At 53.2% G+C, this 13386-nt stretch carries 9 protein-coding genes; 6 read left to right on the top strand and 3 right to left on the bottom strand.

Features of this window, described 5'->3' with window-relative positions:
- Nucleotides 1–93: 93 nt before the first annotated feature.
- On the bottom strand, nucleotides 94–1869 hold the full coding sequence (hpsL, locus tag NDI45_RS19920) for a hormogonium polysaccharide biosynthesis protein HpsL (RefSeq protein ID WP_348248422.1): 1776 nt from the start codon (nucleotides 1867–1869) through the stop codon (nucleotides 94–96).
- A gap of 524 nt (nucleotides 1870–2393) precedes the next feature.
- On the opposite strand from hpsL, the gene NDI45_RS19915 reads away from it, so the two are divergent.
- The gene (locus NDI45_RS19915; RefSeq protein WP_348248421.1) at nucleotides 2394–3230 is read left to right on the top strand and encodes a sugar phosphate nucleotidyltransferase; all 837 of its coding nucleotides are present in this window, start codon (nucleotides 2394–2396) and stop codon (nucleotides 3228–3230) included.
- On the opposite strand, the gene NDI45_RS19910 is transcribed toward NDI45_RS19915, so the two are convergent.
- A complete protein-coding gene (locus NDI45_RS19910) occupies nucleotides 3190–4224 on the bottom strand; it encodes a 2-dehydropantoate 2-reductase (protein WP_348248420.1) in 1035 nt (344 codons plus the stop codon). The genes NDI45_RS19915 and NDI45_RS19910 overlap by 41 nt on opposite strands.
- 105 nt (nucleotides 4225–4329) lie before the next feature.
- Nucleotides 4330–5289 carry an alpha/beta fold hydrolase gene (locus NDI45_RS19905; RefSeq protein WP_190794143.1) on the bottom strand — a complete coding sequence of 320 codons (960 nt, stop codon included), beginning with the start codon at nucleotides 5287–5289 and terminating at the stop codon, nucleotides 4330–4332.
- A gap of 152 nt (nucleotides 5290–5441) precedes the next feature.
- Between NDI45_RS19905 and NDI45_RS19900 the strand changes: the two genes are divergently transcribed.
- From NDI45_RS19900 to infB, 5 genes are all read left to right on the top strand, one after another.
- Nucleotides 5442–6869, top strand: coding sequence for a hypothetical protein (locus NDI45_RS19900; RefSeq protein ID WP_190792222.1), 1428 nt, complete (start codon nucleotides 5442–5444; stop codon nucleotides 6867–6869).
- A 307-nt stretch (nucleotides 6870–7176) separates the two neighbouring features.
- Nucleotides 7177–7644: a ribosome maturation factor RimP gene (gene rimP / locus NDI45_RS19895; protein WP_190792223.1), complete on the top strand. Its 468-nt coding sequence runs from the start codon at nucleotides 7177–7179 to the stop codon at nucleotides 7642–7644.
- 70 nt (nucleotides 7645–7714) lie between these two features.
- Complete coding sequence (nusA, locus tag NDI45_RS19890) at nucleotides 7715–9076, top strand: transcription termination factor NusA (RefSeq protein WP_190792224.1); 1362 nt, start codon at nucleotides 7715–7717, stop codon at nucleotides 9074–9076.
- Nucleotides 9077–9337: 261 nt separating this feature from the next.
- Nucleotides 9338–9601, top strand: coding sequence for a YlxR family protein (locus NDI45_RS19885; protein ID WP_190792225.1), 264 nt, complete (start codon nucleotides 9338–9340; stop codon nucleotides 9599–9601).
- Between the two features lie 476 nt (nucleotides 9602–10077).
- Nucleotides 10078–13194, top strand: coding sequence for a translation initiation factor IF-2 (gene infB, locus NDI45_RS19880; protein ID WP_348248419.1), 3117 nt, complete (start codon nucleotides 10078–10080; stop codon nucleotides 13192–13194).
- Nucleotides 13195–13386 lie beyond the last annotated feature (192 nt).

Here is a 13386-nt window from a genome sequence, read left to right as displayed (position 1 = left end):
CAGGCTGCCTGACTAACGGTTCCATGTACTCCAAACCAGGAAGTAAATCCAAACCATGAAGTAAACGGTTTAAAGTTCTCCAATATTGCGGAACTAAGGGGGCGGTTCGGACGATAATTGGGCTTGTTTAAACCTCCGCTTAGACCTCGATCGCTCGCGGCTTGATGACGGCTGACCTCGCGGACTTGAGGGAGAGCGGTTGCCCTTTCGGGATAATCGACCTGTGCCTTTGCCTGTAGTTTTTCCTTTAAAGGCAGCTTGAGGTGTGATCGATTCCTGTTCTGCTTCTCGCCGCGCCAGCTTTTCGATCTCTGGCAGTTTTAGAATTACGCCCGCAAAAAACCAGTAATAAACTGCAACCGGGTCAACGTCGAGCGGATAGTAGTAGGTGTTGTAGCTGATGAATAGAATAAACAGCCAGAAAGCTGCACCGTAGCCCCGCAGGGATGGATCGCGCACCGACCGATATGCTCTGAAGCAAAGAACCGTTAGCGTTGTAACCATTGCTAAAAATGCCAGCGTTCCCCACGGACCGATCTCGTAGAGCATCTTGGGGTAATAGGTTTCTACCAGCGCGGTTTTTCCCAGGGCACGGGCAGAGTTGGTGGCGCGTCCTAACCCGTTGCCCAGGAGAAGATTGTCATCGAGTGCCCAGTGAAACTGCTCCAGAATAAAGGCATAGGGCGGCGAAGCATTCCATCGGCTAACGAAGCTGTTTATCCGCTCCTGAACGGTTGCCATGTTATTGAGAGCCCCTGCCGTCAGCGTAATTCCCAGCACCACGGCAACAGGAACAAATCGCTTCAGGTTCACAACCTGTCCGGTGAAGACTAGCAGCAGCGCAATCGCGATCGGCACGAGGGCAAGGGCAATTCGCTGTCCAGACACGACCGCCATCACAAAAATTAGCCCCAGCCCGATATAGCCTGCAATCCGCCAGAAAAACTTCGGCTCGTTAAACGCAGTTGGAAAGACAAGAAAGCTGTTTGCAATCAAAAACCAGCCCCACTGCCAGGGAGCCACAAACGTTCCGGGTAGCCGAATCATGTCCTGCTGCGGACTGTAGACCAGCGCGCCACCCACAAAGCAGCGTGCCTCCAGCGTTGCCTTAAACAAATCTTCGCCTACCGCAAACCGGGTTCCTTCGCAGCGTCCCGTTAACAGCAGCAGATATTGCACCATGCCCAGAATGCAGCAGACGATCGCCAGAACGGTCATTAGCCGAGTGAAAAACAGTAGCTCTGCTTTGCTGCGGAGCAGATAGTAAGCGCAGACGATAAGCGGAACATAGCCCAGCATCACCTTCAAGCCCAAAATGCCCATTGCGATCGGCTTTTCGCCTGGTTTGCCAAAAAACTGCTGATAGCCATTTACCCCTAACAGGGTCACCATACAAAAAAACAGCAAAATCCCCAGCGTAGGCATGAGTGCTTTGGGAATCAGCAGCGGCAGTTTTTGTTGTTTGCAGTACTGCACAATGCCATACAGCCCCGGCAGGTAAAGTCCATCTTTGGCAAGCTGAAGCAAAGGACTATTGCCGATCGCATAGGTGATTGTGCCGCCAAAGGGCAGATAGATAATAAATCCCCAGAGGGCAAGTTTTGGATACTTAAAACTAAACGCCAGCATCAGAACCCCGCCGACGGCTGCGATCGCAATTTTGATGCCGCCCACGATCGCCAGAGGCGCGCCCACCATTACCGTAAAAAAGACCGCAAACAGCGTAAAGTTGGTGATTTCCTTTCGCAGCCGCGCCGCTTTTCGCTTTTGAGCCAGTCGTTCTTTCAGGCTCGGAGCCGCCGAACTGGGAGCAATGCTTTCTGCATTCGAAGTCTGTGGCTTTGGAGCCTGCCGCGTTTTCAGTACCATCCGAGGGGCAATCGAACTACGCCTTAGTTATTCCCCTAGAAGACACGACGGTAACGAGCGGATAAAAGTGAATCTCTCCAAGGGCAACCCCTACGAAAGCTCAGGCTTCAAAAAATCAGCAACCTCTTCTCATTCGGGTGACTGCTGCACGGTGAGCCGTTCCCCTGGTAGCCATACAATAAAGCTGTCCTTTAATTAACGCCTAACGCCACTCGCTCTTTACTAAAGCCAGGATTCCAGTCTTCATCATCTGACGATCGTCTGATCGTCCTGCACGGTGAGGCATTAGATCTCGATCGCTCCCTTGGCGGAAGTGCTCTGGAGTGCAGCTATTAGGGTGAGTTATCCTATCGATCGCGCATGAAAATGCATTGATTTTCTCGATTCTATTGATGCTGATGCGGAAATTTTAGAAATTCGATCATCTGTTCAGAAAGCTGCGAAGCAACCGCACAATTGTCCTGCAATATCTTCAGATGCAGGAATTTAAGAAAAGTATCTCTTTGTTCTACCGTGCTTTTTCTATGACCACTGCCCCGCATGATTCAGAAAACTCATCTTTCCGTTCTCCTGAAATTATTGGTCTCCTTCCGGCAGGCGGGCAGGCAACTCGTCTTGCGCCCTTACCCATGAGCAAAGAGCTTTATCCGATCGGCTTTCGATCGGCTCAGGGAGGAATGCGTCCAAAAGTGGTGAGTCATTATCTGCTAGAGAACATGCGATCGGCGGGAGTCCAGAAAGCGTTTTTTATTCTGCGTCCAGGCAAGTGGGATATTCCGCAATACTACGGCGACGGTTCGCTACTGGAAATGCACTTGGGCTATCTTACAGTTCATGTGCCGCACGGCGTTCCCTACACCCTGAACCAGGCGTATCCCTTTGTGCAGGGAGCCATGATCGCGCTGGGCTTTCCCGATATTTTGCTGGAGCCGGAAGATGCCTTTGTGCAACTGGTGAAGCAGCAAGCAAAAACTGGGGCAGATGTTGTGCTGGGGCTCTTTCCCACCGAGAAGTATCAGAAAGCGGGAATGGTTGATTTTGATTCAACCTCAGGGCAGGTGTTTCAAATTGTTGAAAAGCCGCAGCAGACCCATCTACGCTATATGTGGGCGATCGCCCTCTGGACTCCTCGCTTCACCGAGTTTTTGCATCGTTTTCTCCAAACCCATCTTGCTGAGCGCGAATTGCCGATCGGTGACGTGATTCAGGCGAGCATCGGCGCAGGCTTATCGGTAAACGCCGTTCCGTTTCCCCAGGGCAGCTACCGTGATATTGGCACATCAGACGATCTGATGCAGGCAATTCGAGATTTCACCCCCGCTAGCATTGAGCCGATCGCCTTTCCCCATCCAGAAACTTAAGCTGTTGATAAAGCATTTGAACACGAGGGAGATTGATTCCAGCGGCTTGTGCCATGCGAAGCGGATTGCCGAAGATTGCTTCTACTTCCAACGGACGGCGATCGTCGTAGTCGAGCTTCATGCTAGTGCGGTAGGGCTTCATTTTTTCGGTGTAGTCCAGCATGGTTTGAATGAAATCGGCAGGGATGGCACGATTTGTCTCTGTTTGCTGGGCAAAACCTGAATGAGCAGAATCTGGATGGACAGAACCGGAGAGCATTTGGATCGAGGCATTTGCGCCGTCGAGCACTTCCTGCATCAAGCTGGTCGAAAGCTGTCGGGCGAAGGGGTTTGCCATAATACGGTCGGTCGTGGCATCCAGAACAACTGATAAGCCATTGAAGGGAATATTCCACATCAGCTTTTTCCAGCGCGCCATCAGCAAATCCTCAGATGGAATGATCGGGATTCCGGCTTGCTCAAAGTCCTGAGCAATTTGCTTCAGGCGATCAGTCATTCCACAGGGGGCATAGCTGTCTGCGTAATCGCCCAGCGTGATCTGCTTATAGTCCACATGATGAATCACCCCAGGCGCAATTTTATTGGAGCAAAGGAAACACAAGCCGCCCACCACTCGATCGCTGCCCACGACCTGCGCGACTTGCGGTTCAATTCCTAAGCCATTTTGTAGCACCAGAACAATACCGTTTGGTTTAACGATCGACGGCAGCAATTGAGGCAATCGCTCATTTTGCGTCGTTTTCAGGGCAACGATCACTACATCGCAAGCAGGCATGTCGCCCACATCCCGATAAGCATGAACCTGAGACAAATGAAAGTCTCCGTCGATCGATTTCACAACTAGGCCCTGTTGCCGCACGGTGTCATAGTCGCTTCGCAGCAAAAAATGCACCTCGTTGCCTGCCTGCTGAAGCCTTGCGCCGTAGAATCCGCCCAGTGCACCTGTCCCGATAACGGCATAGGTTCGACAATCAGGCAGCGGTGGATAGGTCATGGTGAATCGGAAGTGGTTTGAGCAGTGTGACAGGGGACTATATTGCCCCCGAGATCCTCCAGAATCAAAATTGGGGGACGCATCGATACCCGTTCCAAATATTTTCTATTGAGAATCGACAGTCACATCAGCCGTAACTGAAGAAACCGCAGGCTTCGGCAACTGCAACATCCACTCACGGATGAGCGCGTTCACCTGATGGGGCACTTCGTCGTGGGGGCAGTGTCCGGCTTGCAAATAGTATTCTGTAAGGCTGGGATAATGCTGACGGAATCTTGCGCCCCGCTCTCGCGAATTCATCCACGGATCGCCCTCACCCCACAGCATAAGCAGCGGACAGGTTAGCTGCTCGACCAGCACATCGTTTTTCTCTCCGGGCGGAGCTTTGAACACTGACGCAAACACCTTCACCGCTCCCTCATCGCAGGACGGACGGTAGATGTTTTCTACCAGCTCATCGGTAACCGCGCTCTGATCTAGATAGACCTGGGAAAGCGTCCGCCGAATAATCGATCGCTGCCGCACGTACTGAAACAGCAGATAGCTCGGCATCGGCAGCAAAATCACTGATCGCGCCAGGTTGAAAAACACTTCCCGGAACGGGTCGGGCTTGGTCACCGAAGGAGCTTCGCTAAACGATCCGGCAGGATTCACCAAAATTAGCCCTGCGACTGTATCCGTTTGCTTCGCAGTTCCGTGAAGGGGCAATCGCTGCGCGCCCACACAAAGTGAAACATAGCCGCCGATCGAATTTCCTGCCAGCACTGCAGGCTGACCAATGACCTGAGTGATAAAGTCGTGAATTTGATCGCGCCAGACGTCTGCGCTGTATTCCCACTCCGGCTTGGCAGAGCGACCGAACCCCAGCAAGTCGATCGCCCACACTTCAAACTCGTTGCAGAGTCCGTCAACATTTTTGCGCCAGTGATCGGTGGATGCGCCAAAACCATGAATCAGTAGCAAGGGGGGACGGTCTGCGCGTCGCTGCCCTGCTTTAACGTAATAAATTGACTGTCCGCGCCACTGCCAGTAGGCTCCGGTAGAGGAAGAGATCCGAACCTGCATAGTCATTTCTCAGGAGTGATTTTTTAAGGGTGTTTTTGAGTGATGAAGAGAAGGGGGGATCGCAAATCAGCAATCGTAAATTATTGTACTGCAAGCGTTCAGGCGATCGGGAAAGAGAAAAAGCCTATTAGGAAAGGGCAAGGAGTGGGGCAATGGCGATTAATGTTCGAGTTCGGCAGGGCGCAAGGGTGAGGCAACAGCCACGCGGCAGGCTATGGTTTGAAAAGCTGATGGCATTGCTCGCGCTGATTAGCTTCTTGCTGGTGCTGTTTGATTGGAGCTATTTGCCGCTGCGCGATGAGTATATGCGTGTATTTCCGGGGTTCACCCAAGCGTATGGCTACCACATCAAAGGCATTGAACCGCACCGCACCACGGCTGCCTACCTGCAAACAGTCGATCGCCTAAACGAACAGATTGCCCAAACCGGATTACAGTCTCCCCAAACTGCCCTACTGCTGCAAGACCTCCGCCGCCGCAGCGAGGAAATCATCGAAGAAAATCCGTTTGAGAGTGCGGGGAAGTCTGGTTCGCTAGAACGCATCAAGAACCGAATGCGCGATCGTTTGCGGCAGGAATCGGCAACCCAGGCCCTCACTACTTTCTGGAGTCAGCCCTATCTCACTCAAGCAGGCTGGAATGATTCGATCGCCTTTTTCAACCGGGAAATCCGTCCTCAGTTTGCCAGCAACTATTTCCGGGGCATTGGGGAAAACGGCAAGCCGATCGATCGGTTCTGGAGAATCGATATGTGGTTCATCGGGCTATTTGCGATCGAGATGTCTGCCCGGATTCTGTTCCTGATGCGCCGCTATCCGGGCTTAACCTGGCTGGATGCGATCGTGCTGCGCTGGTATGATCTGCTGCTGTTGCTTCCCTTCTGGCGGATTTTGCGAATTATTCCGGTGACGGTGCGGCTGCATCGATCGCAGTTAGTGAATCTCCGACCGATCAGCAAGCGCGTGGTGCGTCTGGGTGTCTCGAGCGTTGCTGTCGAGCTAACCGAAATGGTTGTGCTGCGAATTGTTGACCAGATGCAGGAACTGATTCGCGGCGGTGCAATCAAACGCTGGCTGTTTCAGCCCGATCGCCCCTACATTGATCTCAACAACGTAGACGAAGTCGCCGTCCTATCCCGACACTTGACCGATCTGCTGGTGCATCGCGTCTTCCCCAAAGTCCAGCCGGATCTGGATGCCCTACTGCACCACAGCCTTGCTCAGGCAATCAACAGCTCTCCCCTTTATGCCGGACTGCGCCAAATTCCGGGAATGAGCCACTGGTCAGACCAGCTCAGCCGCGAAATGGCGAATCAAATTTCCCAAAACGCTTACCGTGCTGTTACCACCGCTCTGGAAGATGAAGTCGGGTCAGCCCTGATGCAAAAACTCGTCAGCAATTTCAACCAAACCTTCCGTAATGAAGCCCAGCAACACGAGGCACTCACTGAAATTCAGGCACTTACGATCGCCCTTCTGGACGAAGTCAAAGTCAACTACGTTGAGCGCATCAACGAAGCCGACAACGACAGCCTGCGATCGATGACCCAGCGGCTTTATCAAATTCCCCAAAACAAATAATAAACCTTTAGCAAAACTGCTCAATCAGCCCTTATCCTCCCATCCCCTCAACGCTTCACCCATTCCTGCCAATTTCCTTTCCCCCGTTCCATCTCAAACCCCATACGTTAAACTGAAAATCTACCGGGAAAACTGCTTTCCGGGGTTCTGATGATAACTCCCGTCAGAAGTGGGTCGATCGCCCACTTTTTTGCGTTTTATTGCTGTGTTTTATTGTCTTTGCGTTTTACCGTGGCTCACGATTTCTCAAATTCAGTTTCATCAAACAGATTGAGGAAAGCAACGGTTATCTGATTTGCAACCTGCCATGACCCATCCTTTAATTCCGCCCATTCTCGAACTCGCATCGCCCGTTGCCGCCGACCTGGGGCTAGAAGTGGTTGGAGCTGTGTTTCAAACCAACCAAAGTCCGCCTGTGCTGCGGGTAGATGTGCGAAACCTGCAAGCCGATACCAGTCTGAATGACTGTGAGCGCATGAGCCGTGCTCTTGAAGCCGCGTTGGATGCGTCGAGTATAATTCCCGATGCCTATGTTCTGGAGATTTCCAGTCCTGGAATTTCTCGATCGCTCACCTCCGATCGCGAGTTCATTTCCTTTAAGGGATTTCCGGTTCTGGTGACGACTACAGAGCCATACTCGGGTCATATCAACTGGACGGGTCGGCTAGTGCGTCGCGATGAGGAGGCAGTTCGCCTGAACCGCAAAGGACGCACGATCGCCATCCCGCGTCATCTGGTAAGTCAGGTGCAGCTCGTCGATGGCATTGAGGAATAGCAGCAACAATTCACCCGCAAAGAAATTTAAACAACTGAAGATACTGACAACTGAAGAGAGGACTTAACCTATGTCAATGGTTGCCCTTCCTGGACTCCAGGAACTAATTGATGGCATCAGCCGCGAACGAAATTTGCCCAAGCACGCGGTTCAGGCTGCCCTGCGCGAAGCACTGCTCAAAGGCTACGAACGCTACCGCCGCACCCATCGCCCAGATGTATCTGCGTTTGACGAAGAATATTTCAATAACTTTGAAGTCGAACTTGATATCGAAGACGAAGGGTTTCGGGTGCTAGCAACCAAGACGATCGTGGAAGAAGTCTCCAACCCCGATCACCAGATTTCGCTGGAAGAAGTGCAGGAAGTTGCCGACGAAGCGCAGTTGGGCGATACGGTTGTCCTGGATGTTACCCCAGACCAGGGTGAGTTTGGACGTATGGCAGCCATCCAAACAAAGCAGGTGCTAGCGCAAAAACTGCGAGATCAGCAGCGCAAGCTGATTCAGGAAGAATTCCAGGAGCTAGAAGGCACGGTGCTTCAGGCCCGGGTTCTGCGGTTTGAGCGGCAGTCTGTTGTCATGGCAGTCAATAGCGGTTTCGGTCAACCTGATGTCGAAGCTGAACTGCCGAAACGCGAACAGTTGCCCAACGACAACTATCGAGCAAACGCTACGTTCAGAGTGTTCCTGAAGAAGGTGCTGGAAGGCTCCCATCGCGGACCACAGCTCTTAATATCACGGGCAGATGCCGGACTGGTGGTAGACCTGTTTGCCACTGAAGTGCCCGAAATCGAAGACGAGGTCGTGCGGATCGTGGCAGTGGCACGGGAAGCCAATCCGCCCTCACGATCGGTTGGACCCCGCACCAAAATCGCCGTCGATACTCTGGAACGAGATGTTGACCCCGTTGGAGCCTGTATCGGTGCACGGGGATCACGCATTCAGGTTGTGGTAAACGAACTGCGCGGCGAAAAAATTGACGTGATTCGCTGGTCGCCCGACCCCGCTACTTACATTGCTAACGCCCTCAGCCCTGCCAGGGTCGATGAAGTCCGGCTGATTAACCCCGATGAGCGGCAGGCTCATGTCCTTGTTCCCGATGACCAGCTCAGTCTGGCGATCGGCAAAGAAGGGCAAAACGTGCGCCTGGCAGCCCGCCTCACCGGATGGAAAATTGATATCAAAGACACTGCTAAATACGACTACGAAGCCGAAACCCGCAAAATGGAAGCACTTGCTGAAGAACGCCGCCTCGCCCGCGAAGCCGAAATGGACGAGTATGAGGACGAGTACGACGACGAAGAACCCCTTGCCGAAGACGAAGCAGCCGTCCTGACCGAACAAGACTTCGATGCTGAGGAAATGGCACAATCCGCTAGAGATGGCTTTGGAAGCGAATTGGGAGAAGCAGTGCAGCGTCCAGAGCGATCGTAGGAGTTGGTGAGGGTGGAGGGGTGCAAGGGTGGAGGGTAGAGGAGTGAGTAAAGTTTCATGCTGTACCTAAGGTGTACCCAAGGACGAGATTAGGCAGCGGGTGAGCAAAAGAAAAAGAGCAAGTGTTGTCTCTTACCCTACGACGCTCCCTATGAGGCTATCTCCTCCAGGCTTTACGTCCTTGCTGCTTCACCCTGTTGCCCTATCCCTTCACTCATTCCCTTCCCTTGCCCTACCCTTAATCCCTACCCATCCACCCCTATGCCCCCCAACCATCGCCGCTGCATTAGCTGTCGCCGTGTTGCTCCCAGAGAAGAGTTTTGGCGTGTCGTGCGATCGTTTCCTTCACAAATTGTTATGCTAGATCAGGGGATGGGGCGATCGGCTTACCTTTGTCCAGACTCGGCCTGTCTTCAGACTGCTCAACGTAAAGATCGTCTGGGACGTGCCTTGAAGGCGACAGTTTCTGAAGAAATATATCGAACTCTGTGGCAACGACTTTCCACAACCGCTACGATAGAGTAATTGTTGATATATCCTTTCTGAGTCAGGGAAAGTCAAGCGAGCGATTTTTCCCAGAGAGGCGTAATAAGTTGAGGTTAATCGATTGAGATTGGTTGAATTGATGCACTCACGGAGGCAGGGCATTCGTTAAGCAGTAACTATCAGGTCAGGCACTCCGCAAGAACTGAAACCTGAGTCATCTAAGCCTGGATTGCACTCCGTGGTGCAAGTCGTTCTTAACCTGAAAAACGTCTTCAACATTCCGAAATTCGTGCAAGATGATAAGGGAAGCTGTTTTATCCCGGTAAAGCAGTATTCAATTCATCTGATTAAATAAAAGCTGTTGAGCCTGAATCAATCTCAAGGAAGGGGTAAACTGCCTGCTTGAGTCGATAAGGTAAAACAGTTCCAGGTGGGATTGATTTGTTTTGTACACCAGAAGTGCAGGTCAGTATGTAACCTAATCAAGATCGTTTGGGACGTAGAGGGGATAGTGGATGAATAACGGCAAAGTGAGAATATACGAGTTATCGAAGGAATTGAATTTGGACAATCGAGACATTCTGGCAGTTTGCGACCAGCTTGATATTGCGTACAAGAGTCATAGCAGCACCATTACTGAGGCGGAAGCGGAGCGGATTCGTTCTGCTGCCGAGAAATACACACCCAACCATGCTGTTGCACCCAGGCCTATGGCATCAGTTCAGGCAGGTGCTTCTCAGGCAGGTGCTTCGTCAAGGCCGTCTAGTATTCAACCCCCTGTGAAGAAGCAGCAAATTCTAGAAATTCGCAGAACCCGCCCTCTTGCAGAACCGCCCAAGCGTGCAGAGGTTGAAACCAGCTCGGCTTCTGCCCCCGCCACACCTACCGCAGACCGAGCCCCCGCAAAGCTCAATTCACCCAGCCGCCCGGTTCGTTCAGCACCAGCAGACGAAGCGGCCCAGCTCAGTCCCGAATCGATCGAAGCGACGATAGAAGAGGTCGAAGCTCCTGTCGAGATAGAGCTAGTTCAAGCTGAAGCTCCGGTTGAGGAAACGCCGCAGGTAGCTGCACTAAGGCCAATGCAGAGCAGCTCTTCTGATGATGGGGCGGCTCCCAGGGTGGAATCCGTTCGCGCTCCCCAGCCCCAGCTTAGCTCTCCTCCGCCTCGTCCGGTCAAGGCGGCTGATGGCTCAGCCCCGAATCTAACTAACCGGCCCGTTTTGAGGAAGGCAAGAGCAGAAGCGGCAGAGCAGGTAGAAGTAGGAGCTAAGCCTGTCCAAGCGCGTGAAGGTGGCGTTTCGGTTCGGGAAGCTCCTCGACGTAACGATCAGCCCGGTGGTGCGGGTCGCCCGGAATCACCGCTGAGGCCCAAGCCCGTTATTGAGCTGCGCCGCAAACCCACGCGTCCCGGAGAAGGCGGAGACGGTGCGGAAACGGCTGCGAAAACCGAAGACGGTGGTATTGTTAGACCCTTTGTGCCGGGTGGTGAAGAAGTTCGTCGTCCCACTCTGAATCGTCCGCCCAAGCGAGGCAAGACCTGGGAGGAGGAAGAAGAGGAAGAGAAGGAAGCTGCTAAGACAGGCAAGGCAGCGACGAAGACTAAGCGACGCGCTCAGCCTGTGATTGATGAGGAAGATCTGGAGCTAGAAGATATCCTCGACGAAGATGAGCTTGATGAGGATGCTCCTATACAGGTCAGCCTCTCGCTGGCACGTCCGCCGAAGCCGAAGAGCCGTCCTGGACAGCAAGCGAAACCCGTGGCAGCAGCTGCTCCTGTGAAGCAGAAGCGATCGTCTGAATCCTTCCGCAGTCGGCGTGACCGAAAGCAGCAGGAAGAAATGCGGCAGCGTCCGACGGAAATTACCCTTACGGGCGGGCTCTCGGTTCACGATCTGGCGATCGAATTGGCCGTCCCTGAAACGGAGCTAATTCGGATTCTCTTTATGAAGGGAATTGCCGCAAACATCAACCAGATTCTTGATATTCCCACCGCGACAATGGTGGCGCAGGAATACGAGATCGAAGTGAAGACAGGCGAAGTGGAAGCCGAAGCCAAGAAGATCACCGAAATGCTGTCCGCCGAGGATCTAGAAAACCTCCAGCGGCGTCCGCCTGTAGTGACGATCATGGGTCACGTTGACCACGGTAAAACCACGCTGCTCGACTCGATCCGCAAAACGAAGGTGGCTCAGGGCGAGGCAGGCGGCATTACGCAGCACATTGGTGCATATCACGTGGATGTGGACACCGAGAACGGTACACAACAGGTCGTCTTCCTGGATACGCCAGGTCACGAAGCCTTTACTGCAATGCGGGCACGAGGCGCAAGAGTCACGGATATCGCCGTACTGGTGGTAGCTGCTGATGACGGAGTGCGTCCTCAAACGATCGAAGCAATTAGCCACGCTAAAGCTGCTGAAGTGCCGATCGTCGTTGCGATCAACAAGGTCGATAAAGAAGGAGCTCAGCCCGATCGCGTCAAGCAGGAACTGACTGAGTTCAGCCTGGTTCCTGAAGAGTGGGGCGGCGAAACGATTATGGTTCCGGTGAGCGCGCTCCAGGGTGACAACCTCGATACGCTGCTGGAAATGCTGCTGCTGGTGGCTGAAGTCGAAGATCTTTACGCCAATCCCGATCGCACCGCGAAGGGCACGGTGATTGAGGCACACCTGGATAAGGCACGGGGTCCGGTCGCGACGCTGCTCGTTCAAAACGGGACGCTGCGCGTGGGCGATGTGCTGGTCGCAGGTTCTACCTTTGGTAAGGTGCGGGCAATGATCGACGATCGCCTTAAGCGCGTAGATGCAGCAACTCCTTCCTTTGCAGTTGAGGTGTTGGGTCTGAGCGATGTTCCGGCGGCAGGTGATGACTTTGAGGTCTACCGCGACGAGAAAGAAGCGCGTGCAGTCGCAGGCAGTCGTCTGGATCAGCAGCGTCAGTCTCGCCTTCAACAGGCAATGGCGTCGCGTCGGGTTAGCCTCAACACCATTTCTGCTCAAGCTCAGGAAGGCGATCTGAAGGAACTGAATCTGATTTTGAAGGCAGACGTGCAGGGTTCGGTCGAGGCAATCCTCGGTGCGCTCCAGCAGTTGCCGCAGAAAGAGGTTCAGGTGCGCGTCTTGCTTGCTGCTCCGGGCGAAATTACCGAGACAGACGTGGATCTGGCGGCGGCAAGTAGTGCCGTAATCGTTGGCTTCAATACGACGCTTGCCAGCGGTGCGCGTCAGGCAGCCGACGGTGCCGGAGTAGATGTCCGCGACTACAACATCATCTACAAGCTGCTGGAAGACATCCAGGGTGCGATGGAAGGTCTGCTGGAACCCGAACAGGTAGAAGAGCCCCTCGGTCAGGCAGAGGTACGGGCAGTCTTTACCGTGGGACGAGGAGCCGTTGCAGGCTGCTACATCCTGTCGGGTAAGGCAATCCGCAACACGAAGATGCGCGTTCGCCGCAGAAACGATGTTGTCTTTGAGGGCAACCTGGATTCGCTGAAGCGGGTGAAGGACGACGTGAAGGAAGTCAATGCCGGATACGAGTGTGGTATTGGCTCCGACAGCTTCCGCGACTGGCAGAACGGAGACATTATCGAAGTCTTCCGACTGGTGGCAAAACGCCGATCGCTTTCTGCCTAAGACTCTGATCCTGTTCTAATGAATGGACGGATCGTCTTCCAAGCTAGATAAACGATAAAAAAAGAGGAGTTCAGGAAATCCTGGCTCCTTTTTTGTAGCGATTTTTCCGGCGATCGTCGCTGCTTTTTTCAGAGTGATGTTGTAGAAATCTCCAAAGCTAGGAAACTCTCTTCCGGCTCAAAGCTCCTTACT

It is taken from the genome of Leptolyngbya sp. GB1-A1, assembly GCF_039962475.1.
GTDB lineage: Bacteria > Cyanobacteriota > Cyanobacteriia > Elainellales > Elainellaceae > Leptolyngbya_A.
Note: the sequence above shows the minus strand (reverse complement) of the source record. Positions and strands in the feature narration are given on the sequence as shown.

What these genes read in the sequence shown, in the direction of transcription:
- hpsL (WP_348248422.1), bottom strand. Translation starts at nt 1,869, where the DNA reads ATGGTACTGAAAACGCGGCAGGCTCCAAAGCCACAGACTTCGAATGCA.
- NDI45_RS19915 (WP_348248421.1), top strand. Translation starts at nt 2,394, where the DNA reads ATGACCACTGCCCCGCATGATTCAGAAAACTCATCTTTCCGTTCTCCT.
- NDI45_RS19910 (WP_348248420.1), bottom strand. Translation starts at nt 4,224, where the DNA reads ATGACCTATCCACCGCTGCCTGATTGTCGAACCTATGCCGTTATCGGG.
- NDI45_RS19905 (WP_190794143.1), bottom strand. Translation starts at nt 5,289, where the DNA reads ATGCAGGTTCGGATCTCTTCCTCTACCGGAGCCTACTGGCAGTGGCGC.
- NDI45_RS19900 (WP_190792222.1), top strand. Translation starts at nt 5,442, where the DNA reads ATGGCGATTAATGTTCGAGTTCGGCAGGGCGCAAGGGTGAGGCAACAG.
- rimP (WP_190792223.1), top strand. Translation starts at nt 7,177, where the DNA reads ATGACCCATCCTTTAATTCCGCCCATTCTCGAACTCGCATCGCCCGTT.
- nusA (WP_190792224.1), top strand. Translation starts at nt 7,715, where the DNA reads ATGTCAATGGTTGCCCTTCCTGGACTCCAGGAACTAATTGATGGCATC.
- NDI45_RS19885 (WP_190792225.1), top strand. Translation starts at nt 9,338, where the DNA reads ATGCCCCCCAACCATCGCCGCTGCATTAGCTGTCGCCGTGTTGCTCCC.
- infB (WP_348248419.1), top strand. Translation starts at nt 10,078, where the DNA reads ATGAATAACGGCAAAGTGAGAATATACGAGTTATCGAAGGAATTGAAT.